The following is a 661-nucleotide window of genomic DNA, read 5'->3' on the forward strand; positions in this document are numbered from 1 at the left end:
GCTAATGGGATGGTCCGCCCCGCTTCTCAACTTGGCGGATAAGGCCAATGATTGGGATTCCTACGTCTCAATCGGAAGCGGAGCAGACCATGAACAAGATTACCGTAGTGGGGATCGATCTAGGCAAGAGCGTGTTCCATGTACATGGCGTGGACGCGGCGGGCCACACCGTGATCGAACGGCGGTTCACACGTAAAGCCCTGCACAATTGGTTGGCGCGGCTGGAACCCTGTCTGGTCGGTATGGAAACGTGTTCAGGGGCTCATCATCTAGGTCGCTGGCTGCGTCAGCAGGGTCACGAAGTGCGGCTGATGAATCCGCGGTATGTGAAGCCGTACGTCAAGACCAACAAGAACGATGCACGAGATGCGGAGGCGATCTGCGAAGCGGTGACCCGGCCGCAGATGCGTTTTGTTCCGATCAAAAGCGTCGCTCAGCAGGAGGTGCAGATGATGCATCGGGTTCGTAGCCGCCTCGTTGCCGATCGTACTGCGCTGGCCAACCAGGTTCGAGGCTTTCTGCGTGAGTTCGGGATCACCGTCGGAGAAGGAATCCGAGTGTTGCGGCGCCTATTGCCACAGATTCTCGAGGACGGCTGCAACGAGCTCAGCGCCTCGGGGCGCTCGCTGTTGTGGCAGCTGCGCGAGGAACTGGTGCAACT

1 protein-coding gene is annotated in these 661 nt (G+C 59.0%); it reads left to right on the top strand.

What is annotated here, in order from left to right; all coding sequences use genetic code 11:
- Positions 1 to 89: 89 nt before the first annotated feature.
- Positions 90 to 661: IS110 family RNA-guided transposase (locus JM946_RS29895; protein WP_203171121.1), on the top strand; the 572-nt coding region annotated here is incomplete at its 3' end.

This window comes from Steroidobacter gossypii, from assembly GCF_016801985.1.
Classification (GTDB): domain Bacteria; phylum Pseudomonadota; class Gammaproteobacteria; order Steroidobacterales; family Steroidobacteraceae; genus Steroidobacter; species Steroidobacter gossypii.